Below are 9,169 nucleotides of genomic sequence, written 5' to 3'. Positions count from 1 at the left end.
AGACTTAGATGTGAGCTAATTTTAGGGAGATGCACATTGAATAGGCTTCAAAAGACAACATTAGGGTTAGCTATCTCTATGAGCTTACCGACGACAGCACAAACCCTAGAGCAAGCCGTTGCGTTCACTTTAGAAAGTAACCCTGAAATCAAAAGTGCTTACAACGAATACATTAGTAAACGCTATCTGAATGATGCATCTGGCGGTGCTTACCGTCCTAGTATCGATTTAGACGGTGGCATAGGATACGAACACACAGACCTTGCCACGAATGCCGATACAACCGACCTAACTCGTAAAGAAGCAACGATTACACTAACCCAACTAATATGGGACGGTGCTAATACATCGAATGATATCGACCGTACAGCAGCCGATGCTGAGTCAGTGCGCTACCAGCTGTTATCTAACGCTCAAGACATTGCACTAGAGGTAACGAAGGTCTACCTCGACGCAGTGAAGGCCTATGAAGTGCTGTCACTTTCTGAAAGCAACTTAGCTACGCACAAAGAGATATACAGCGATATCCGCAGACGCGTCGAATCTGGGATTGGCTCGACAGCAGATATGTCTCAAGTAGAAGCTCGTATTGCAAAAGCACATGGCAACCTACTCGCGGCTCAAAATAACCTGTTTGATACCCATACTCAATTCAAGCGACTTGTTGGTCAATCTCCACTAGGGCTCACCTTCCCTCGTGCTGATGCTGGTGCTATTCCATACACTGTCGATGGCGCCCTAGCAAAAGCCTTCAATCAACACCCTGTGATCAAGATAGCTCAAGCCGACGTTGATTCTGCAAAGTTTCAATACAAGCAATCGAAAAGCACCAACTACCCAACTGTGTCTTTTGAAGCAGCGCAAACCTGGCGTGATGATGCCGGTGGTACAGAAGGCAGTAGTGATGAGTTCTCTGCAATGGTTCGCTTGAGGTACAATCTTTATAATGGTGGTTCAGATCAAGACCGCGCTGAAAGCGCCGCGTACCAACTGAACAAAGCCAAGGATCTTCGTGAGAGCACGTACCGCAATGTCGAAGAGAGCTTACGTCTTTCCTGGAGTGCTCTGGATTTGACGGTCCAGCAGAAAGAGTTCCTATCTGACCACGTAGACTCGGCATCAGACACGGTTATCTCATATGAGAAACAATACCGCATCGGTAAGCGAACCCTTCTCGATTTACTTAACACTGAGAATGAGCTGTTTGAAGCTCGTAAAGGCTATTTGGATGCTAAGTATGACGAGCAATACGCAAAATATCGCGTAATGAACGCAACTGGTAACCTATTGATTGGTTTGCGAGTTGAAATCCCTGAAGAATGGAATGAGAAGGTGGAATATTAATGAAGCTTACAAACACAGTATTATCGCTTTGCTTCATGGTTGTATCTACCAATGCTTTAGCTGAAAACAATGAAGGCGAATTTGAATATCGCGCTCTCCCGCCTGTCACTCAAATTTACGATCTGCAAGATGATGACAACGATGGCGTAATCAATGCACGTGATTTATGCCCCGATACGCAAATGGGTGCAGAGATAGATAACGACGGTTGTGGTTCATATTTCGAGTCGTCGGAGAAGAAAGAACTCCACATACTCTTCGCCAATAACTCTACAGAAATTAACCCGGTTTTCCTTACCCAGATACGCCAGATGGCTGCATTTTTGAAGCGTTACGAAAGCACGACCATCGAGTTACAAGGTTATGCCAGCAAGGTGGGTAATGCCGCACACAACTTGAAGCTCTCTAAACAACGAGCATCGAATGTAAGGCGAGCACTGATCAGTAACGGCATTCAGCCTTCGAGAGTCAACATCGTTGGTCATGGTGATGTTGAGTTCAGTAGTGATGACACCGAAATCAACCATGCACTTCACCGAAAAGTGGTCGCTTCTGTGGCTGGATTCAAAGGTAACATCAAAGAAGAGTGGCATATCTTCACTAAAATTAAAAAGTAGCTTCAGTACTACTTTACCATACTGAAACGTTCTCTTAAGTTAACGTTTCAGTATGGTGATAATTCCTTGAATAGCATATACCTAAGCCGTCTATAATGTTAATCTTGCCTCGTTATCAACATAGAGAATTAATCCATGAGCAAACTAACAGCTGATACTCAAGCAAATCTAGAACTTTTCGTTTCTGAAACACAAGAAACTAAACTGGTATGGGGCCTTCGCAATGAAGAAGGTTGGCTAGCATGTGACTCAAGTGAATTCGAAAACAGCGAAGTGATGCCTTTCTGGTCTTCAAAAGAAGATGCTCAAACTCACAACGTTGAAGAGTGGGCTGACTTTGAAGTACTAGAAATTCCACTAGATATCTTTGTAGAAGATTGGTTACTGACTCTTGCTGAAGACGGCGTTCTTGTTGGTATTAACTGGAATGCAACACTAGAAGGCAAAGAGCTTGAGCCTTCTGACCTAGCGAAATTATACATCTAATTTCCAATATCGGCCGTGCGAATACGTACGGCCGATATACCTCTGATAAAACTCGTTTAATTAGAGATCCACCTCGCACAACCTCCTACATACACCACCCAAAAATTGAAGCAACATCAAATTAATCATAGAATATCGTTCTTTATCTGATTGATACTTTCTTGTGATTCACTCTGCTTTCGTTACCTTTCTTCTTCTCATTAGTTTTAATTCTTATAGCCAAGTATCGATTTCAGATCGTGACCACAAGTCATCCATTTATTCTTCCAATTTAGACACTAACGCTACTCCAAACGCTGATTGGAATGCGCTTTACCTCTCGACTTTGAACCACTCTCCTGAGCGTGCGTTAAACATGCTGCAAACACGTTATACGAGCTCAACGATTTACGGAGATAAGCTTTACTTATCGTCTCTTTTGTATCAATACATGAGTCACCGTGATCAACCATTCTATGGAATAGCTTCAAATGACAGCGAATATCAAGCAATTGAAGAAGCGTTTATTTCTGCTCTGATGAAAGACGGCAAAGGTCAATATGAAGAAGCACAACAAGGCTTTTTGACTTTGCTGGCGAAGATGCAATCGCGCAGTGATTTCACCGGCAGAGCGCTACTGAAATACCAACTATGCCGATCCCTAAACGAGCAAGCGAAATACCATCAAGCGAACTACTACTGCTCCGCTCTTCAATCCGATCTGCATGACATTGCCGACCCAGTCTTGCCAAAATTTGGGACTTATCGAGTCATCGCCAACAATCACCATTTCCGCAGTGACTATCAAGCAGCGCTAAGCACCTACCTCGCATTGATCAATGTATTCCCACAAGGGCATGATATTTCAGGAATATACAATGATGTGGGCAATTTACTCAAAGAACTAAAGCAATACGATAAATCGGCGCAGTACTTAGAAGAAGCGCTGGTACTCAGGGCTGATGCTTCCGATTTAATGAAAGCTCAAGTGCATCATAGCTTAGCTGACCTGTATCTAAATCAAGGTCAAAATGATTTAGCGATTACCCATTTTAAGCAAGCTAAAGTGCTACTGAGTGCCTCATCTCATAGCTACGGTATCGCTCTAACCAATCTTGGTTTGGGTAAGGCTTACACACAAACCAATGACTATGATTTAGCAAGAAACTATTTAGTCGACTCTCTTTCTGCTTCCAGCGAGCTCAACAACGATGTCATTCGAATCAACGCTTATTTGGCAATCAGCGATATGTTCGAAGAGCAAAAACTCATGGAAGAAGCGCTCAATTATGCGCAACAAGCGTTAGAGTTAGCTGAACAAGTGACTAGACATAAATACATCGCAAGGGCTCTTCTTCAACTTTCTGATATTCATCAATCACTGGGCGATTACCAGCAAGCGTTTTACTTCTACCAACGCTACTCGTCCATACAGATGGAAGCACGAGACATTGATAACCGATTAGCCTTTGAAGCACTAGACCTGACACACGCAAAATATGAGCAAGAGTTAGAAAGCTCCTTTCTGACACATCAAACGAAACTCGACCGCCTTCAAATTGAAAAGATGGAACATCAAAGATGGATGTACAACATCATTGTGATTCTATTGCTGTGTGCTGCAAGCTTTACGGTATTGGTAAACAGAACTGTTCGTGCTAAAGCAGCCATTGACGCAATGACCAAAGCATATGGCCGCACCGAAATAATACGAAGAATTAAGCGAGTAAAACGCTGTCAAGGTAAGGACAAGCTACACGTTCTTGTTTTGCTCGATCTAGATAAGTTTAAAAAGATAAATGACCAACATGGCCACCCTACTGGCGACAAAGCACTGGTTCATGTTAGTCAGCAAATAAGAAAACACTTGATGAATGGTGAATTGTTTGGCCGCTTAGGCGGAGAAGAGTTTGTCATCATGCTGACCGATACAAAACCTTCTGAAGTACGGGAGCGCGTTGAAGAGTTGCACTACGCTATATCAAGCACGGTCTTCTTGTCAGAAAGCAAAAAGCCACTTAATGTGACCGCGAGCTTTGCTTACCTAGCAACCTCAAACGCATTAAGTGACTTTGATGACTTGTACTCAGTTCTTGACCAAGCACTTTATCAAGCGAAGAGTAATGGCCCGAACTGCATCATCGATGCCTATAACGACCCAATATACTTACCTGATGTTATTTATTCTCAGCCTGTTTGCGAACCAACTCAGCCATGATGCTTTCACGGTCATCTAGGTAATCATTAAGGCCGACTTTACGTAATTCACACGCAGGACAATCGCCACAACCATCACCGATAATGCCGTTATAGCAGGTCAGGGTTTTGTTGCGAACAAGCTCAAGTGCTGAGTATTGGTCGGCCAACGCCCATGTCTCAGCCTTGTTCAACCACATCAGTGGCGTTTTGATGTCCAGCTGCTTGTCCATACCTTGTACTAGCGCAGAGTTCATCGCTTTTACGAAGTCATTGCGGCAATCTGGGTAGCCAGAGAAGTCAGTCTCACACACACCGGTAACCACCGTTTCAGCGCCGATTTGGTACGCGTAAATACCTGCCAGCGTTAAGAAAAGAATATTACGACCAGGAACGAATGAGTTCGGTAAACCATTCTCTTGAAGCTCGTGTGATACAGGAATATCGTCACGTGTTAGAGAGCTGATCGCTAGCTCATTCAACAGAGTCACATCCATCACTTTATGTGCTTTCACACCCAGTTCTTTTGACAATAACTCAGCCACTTCAATTTCTAGTCGGTGGCGCTGACCATAATCAAATGTAATCGCATGAACCTCGTCATACTCTTTTAATGCTTGAACAAGACATGTTGTTGAGTCTTGACCACCACTGAATACTACCACTGCTTTTTTCATTTTCATTCCTACCTAAAACTGACGAGCTATCTACAATCTAACCAACTATGCGATCTAACCAACTACGCGATGCTCAAATACTTGTGAGTTTGGATTGATAAACGCCAATTGCGCTCAATGCAGGTATCAATACAAAGCTGTGTCGCGCGGTCTTTTTGGCTAATCGGTTGCAATGCGATTACTGTGTCGCTCGAAACATCCGCTCGCTCTAGTAAACCATCTAGCTGTTCGATGTCTTTTCCGGTTCCTACTGGATGCTTAATCTCGTTAGCGCGTTGTAAGGCACTGTCTAAAATTTCCAGTTTCGCTTTCATTGCCACTTTCGGTGACACAGTAACCCAAGTATCAGTTGTTGCTTTAACTTCTGACGTACCGCTGGTCTCAATCTGACAACGACAACCGTGTTGCTCAAACGCTTCAGTAAGCGGGACAAGATCATAAATGCACGGCTCACCACCAGTAATCACAATGTGTTTAGCCGTGTAACCTTGCTTGATATATTCATTGACGATTCCTTGGGCATCAATGGCTGACCAAGTGGGTGAATCCTCTGTCTTAACCATGATATCGCCAAGGCTAGTTTCATCTTCTGGCAATGCTTCCCAAGTCTGTTTGGTATCACACCAAGAACAGCCAACTGGGCAAATTTGCAGACGAACAAAAACAGCAGGAACGCCGGTAAATACGCCCTCGCCTTGGATGGTTTCAAACATTTCATTAATCTTGTACAACTTTCCCTCAGCTCAATTATTTGATGAAATTAATCAACCGCAGACCTTAAAGCACTTACCTCTTTTGGTCAAACAAATGAGTACTGATAAATCAGTTGATCAAAGCCCTAGCCTGAAGTTTCAAGTTCCCTTATCCTTTCGCCCATTAGATTTCGTTAGCTTTTAATTTTTTAGTAAGGAACAACATGTACAAACTGATTGCTCTTGATATGGATGGCACACTGCTTAACAGTGAAAAAGTGATTTCTCAAGAGAACAAAGACGCGATCGCTAAAGCTCGTGCTGCAGGTGTGAGAGTGGTTCTGGCTTCTGGTCGCCCTTTAGAAGGCATGCAAAGTAAACTCGATGAGCTTTCAATCAACGGCGAAGATGACTTTGTGCTCTTCTACAACGGCTCTATGGTTCAGAATGTGTCGACAAAAGAGATCATTCACAGCGAGATCAGCAATGGTAAAGCCGCGAAAGAAATCGCAGCACTTGCTAAACAGCTAGGTGGTTACGTTCATGCATTCAGCAAGGTTCATGGTTTAATTACACCAGAGAACAACGAATACACTGGCATTGAAGCACGCATTAATGGTTTAGACATTACCGAGTTCGACTTTTCTCAACTAGAAGACGATCACGAAATCATCAAGACCATGATTGTTGCTGAGCCTAGCAAGTTGACCGAAATCATCAGCAAGTTGCCACAAGAACTAAAGACTCAGTTTACCATCGTGCAAAGTGCACCCTTCTTCTTAGAGTTCTTAAACCCAAATTCAAACAAAGGTGTGGGTATTGAAGCAATCGCTAAGCACTTAGGTATTAAAGCCGAAGAAGTGATCTGTATGGGAGATGCTGAAAACGACCACCATATGCTTGAATACGCTGGCCTTGGGATTGCAATGGATAACGCAATGGAAGAAACCAAGAAGCTAGCTGACTACATTACAGCAAGCAATGATGACCACGGCGTAGCTGTTGCGATTGAAAAGTTTATCTTCAACTCATAAGCATTTTCGATAGTGTATCGTTGAAACAAAGAAGGCTGTACAGTGCACAGCCTTCTTTTATTTAACACGAGTAGTTTAGCTATTTCCTAGCCCAAGGCAGACGGAATGCGACAACACCAAATAGAATCAATATTGGAAAACGTAACGTTTCGACAATAAAGGAAGCGATGCCACTAAAAGAGACAAAGCTCCCAGCCCAACTGATCAACAGGTTACCGGCAAGTAACATCACAATAACCCCAGCTACGACCCTAAATGAGAACTGACCAACCAAAGGTTTTGAATCCGTTAACGTCACCAAACAAGCAATCGTCATCAAAATAGCCACCCAGAATGAGAAGGTTGGCAATGGCCAGATAACGGTTAGAACAATTGATAGTAGGCACAGCCCCCACCAAACACCTTTAGAGCTCAATAACACACTGATATCAACATCAGGCTTAGTGTCTAACCTCACGATATGCCACGTTGTTAACGCACCTAATATGCCTCCCATCAAGACATCGCTAAAGAAAGCACTGCCTGAGTAAGACTTAAACAACATAATCCAAAGTAGACCGGCTATCACAATCAACAACGATTTCTGTTCAAACAGGCGTTTAAGCTTCCAAAGCACCAACAAAGTCAAACTAACCCATAGAGCCGCTAGTTGGCTTGGAAAGCTATAGCCACTGCTCATCACCAATTTCAGTGTTGGAAGATAAGCGTGCGGTCGTGGAAAGCCAAAGCCTTGGTGGGCAATTAGCGTAAGCAGCGTTACTGATATCAACGTGAAACCAAACTTCAACGCAAAATTACGGCCAAAATACCAAGCAATCAACGGAAGGATAATGATGAAAACCCAAGACTTTGCGAGTAAGTCAGTCAAAAGTACCGTATTAGAAAACACACTCGGTAAATTATCGAACGTGTTTTGAAGTGAAACAATCCAGTTCAATTCGACTTGGTGAACTTTCGGCGCAGCGCCCACCAGCTCAGTCACATAAGTCACTGGCTGATCCGTCGCAGAAAGAAACAGTTCGTTAATCTCAGACCACTGTTCTGGGTAACGGTACTGGTTTGATTCCAACTCATTAGGAGGAAGTAACATCGCCCTGCTGACCTCGACCCCATAGTGAGGAGCAAACCAGATAGGAAGTTCAAAACCACCTAGCTCATTTCGAGCTTGATAACTGATCACTTCAGAATCAGAGACACAATCAAACACAACGGCGCTGTCGGTGTAACCCAACACATCACCAACGGTGACGGACAAACCGGCTTCTTCCCAAGTTTCACGTTGCGCTGCGATAGCTGTCGGCTCCCCAGAAACAACCGTGCCACCCGGCAGAGATAATTGACCTGTGATCAGTTCATCAACCAACACAATTTGGTTATCAGCACGCACTACACATAAGGCGCCCGCAATATGATCAGGCAAGGTGTTGCTCGCCCAAGCGGAAGTAGTACTCAAAATAGACAGAATAAGAACTAATAAATATCGAATAACCAACGAATTTACCTAAAAATAATAGAAAAAAATAAAGACTGCTAATGCATCGAGCCTATTGTAATTAAATCCACACAAAATCGCTGTCTATGTTTTATTCAAAGCCTTCCTCATCCATTGAATGTGAGGTGTGAACCCCATTTTTTGATAGAAGTCCTTGGCAGGTGAATTAAAGTCCCAAACCTCAACAAAAACCTGAGTCACTCCGTAGTCTTCAAAAGTAGACTCGACACGATTAAACAGCATCTGGGCAACTTCTGCTTTTCGGTATTCTGGTAAAACAAAAAGTTCATCAACACTGCCCATCTGAACCGGTTTGCTCACAGTAGAGATAAGCTCGCAAAAATGTCCAGAAATGAAACCAACAATCAGTTCACCTCTTAACGCCACATACACCAAGCATTCAGGGTCATCTAAGTATCTTGCAATACTCTTCTCCTGCTCTATCTCTTCTGCTGTTTTAAAATGCTCAGGACAAGCAATGTGATGGTGGTGATGAAGATCGAACATTAACTCGTTAAGTTGCTCGAGATCGGTATGCTTTGCAGCCCTTAAAATGACGTTCATGACAAGTACGCTTCTAAAACCCAATTAATATCTAAACAGAGTCTAGTTTACTTGCAGTGAGTGTCTATACAAGCTATTGAATTAATCC

At 43.3% G+C, this 9,169-nt stretch carries 9 protein-coding genes; 5 read left to right on the top strand and 4 right to left on the bottom strand.

The window, feature by feature from the left end:
• Positions 1-78 precede the first annotated feature (78 nt).
• From L1D22_RS10560 to L1D22_RS10545, 4 genes are all read left to right on the top strand, one after another.
• Positions 79-1,344 (top strand): TolC family outer membrane protein, encoded by a 1,266-nt coding sequence (locus tag L1D22_RS10560; protein WP_239829847.1) that lies wholly within the window; start codon positions 79-81, stop codon positions 1,342-1,344.
• Positions 1,344-1,961, top strand: coding sequence for an OmpA family protein (locus L1D22_RS10555; RefSeq protein ID WP_239829734.1), 618 nt, complete (start codon positions 1,344-1,346; stop codon positions 1,959-1,961). Before L1D22_RS10560 ends, L1D22_RS10555 begins: the two co-directional genes overlap by 1 nt.
• A 135-nt stretch (positions 1,962-2,096) precedes the next feature.
• Complete coding sequence (locus tag L1D22_RS10550; protein WP_012603863.1) at positions 2,097-2,447, top strand: DUF2750 domain-containing protein; 351 nt, start codon at positions 2,097-2,099, stop codon at positions 2,445-2,447.
• A gap of 163 nt (positions 2,448-2,610) precedes the next feature.
• Positions 2,611-4,644, top strand: coding sequence for a tetratricopeptide repeat-containing diguanylate cyclase (locus L1D22_RS10545; protein ID WP_239829733.1), 2,034 nt, complete (start codon positions 2,611-2,613; stop codon positions 4,642-4,644).
• Here L1D22_RS10545 and queC read toward each other — a convergent pair.
• Positions 4,604-5,299: a 7-cyano-7-deazaguanine synthase QueC gene (gene queC / locus L1D22_RS10540; RefSeq protein WP_239829732.1), complete on the bottom strand. Its 696-nt coding sequence runs from the start codon at positions 5,297-5,299 to the stop codon at positions 4,604-4,606. The genes L1D22_RS10545 and queC overlap by 41 nt on opposite strands.
• A gap of 62 nt (positions 5,300-5,361) precedes the next feature.
• Positions 5,362-6,030 (bottom strand): 7-carboxy-7-deazaguanine synthase QueE, encoded by a 669-nt coding sequence (gene queE, locus L1D22_RS10535; protein ID WP_345772805.1) that lies wholly within the window; start codon positions 6,028-6,030, stop codon positions 5,362-5,364.
• 185 nt (positions 6,031-6,215) lie between these two features.
• On the opposite strand from queE, the gene L1D22_RS10530 reads away from it, so the two are divergent.
• Positions 6,216-7,025: a Cof-type HAD-IIB family hydrolase gene (locus L1D22_RS10530; protein WP_239829730.1), complete on the top strand. Its 810-nt coding sequence runs from the start codon at positions 6,216-6,218 to the stop codon at positions 7,023-7,025.
• 79 nt (positions 7,026-7,104) lie between these two features.
• On the opposite strand, the gene L1D22_RS10525 is transcribed toward L1D22_RS10530, so the two are convergent.
• Together L1D22_RS10525 and L1D22_RS10520 are read right to left on the bottom strand one after the other, a co-directional pair.
• A complete protein-coding gene (locus L1D22_RS10525; protein WP_239829729.1) occupies positions 7,105-8,517 on the bottom strand; it encodes a phosphatase PAP2 family protein in 1,413 nt (470 codons plus the stop codon).
• An 84-nt stretch (positions 8,518-8,601) separates the two neighbouring features.
• Positions 8,602-9,081 (bottom strand): GNAT family N-acetyltransferase, encoded by a 480-nt coding sequence (locus L1D22_RS10520; protein ID WP_239829728.1) that lies wholly within the window; start codon positions 9,079-9,081, stop codon positions 8,602-8,604.
• Between the last annotated feature and the right edge of the window lie 88 nt (positions 9,082-9,169).

This window comes from Vibrio sp. Isolate34, from assembly GCF_022397915.1.
In the GTDB taxonomy this organism is placed as follows: Bacteria; Pseudomonadota; Gammaproteobacteria; order Enterobacterales; family Vibrionaceae; genus Vibrio.
The sequence above is the reverse complement of the archived record's forward strand: the minus strand, read 5'-3'. Positions and strand labels throughout refer to the sequence as shown.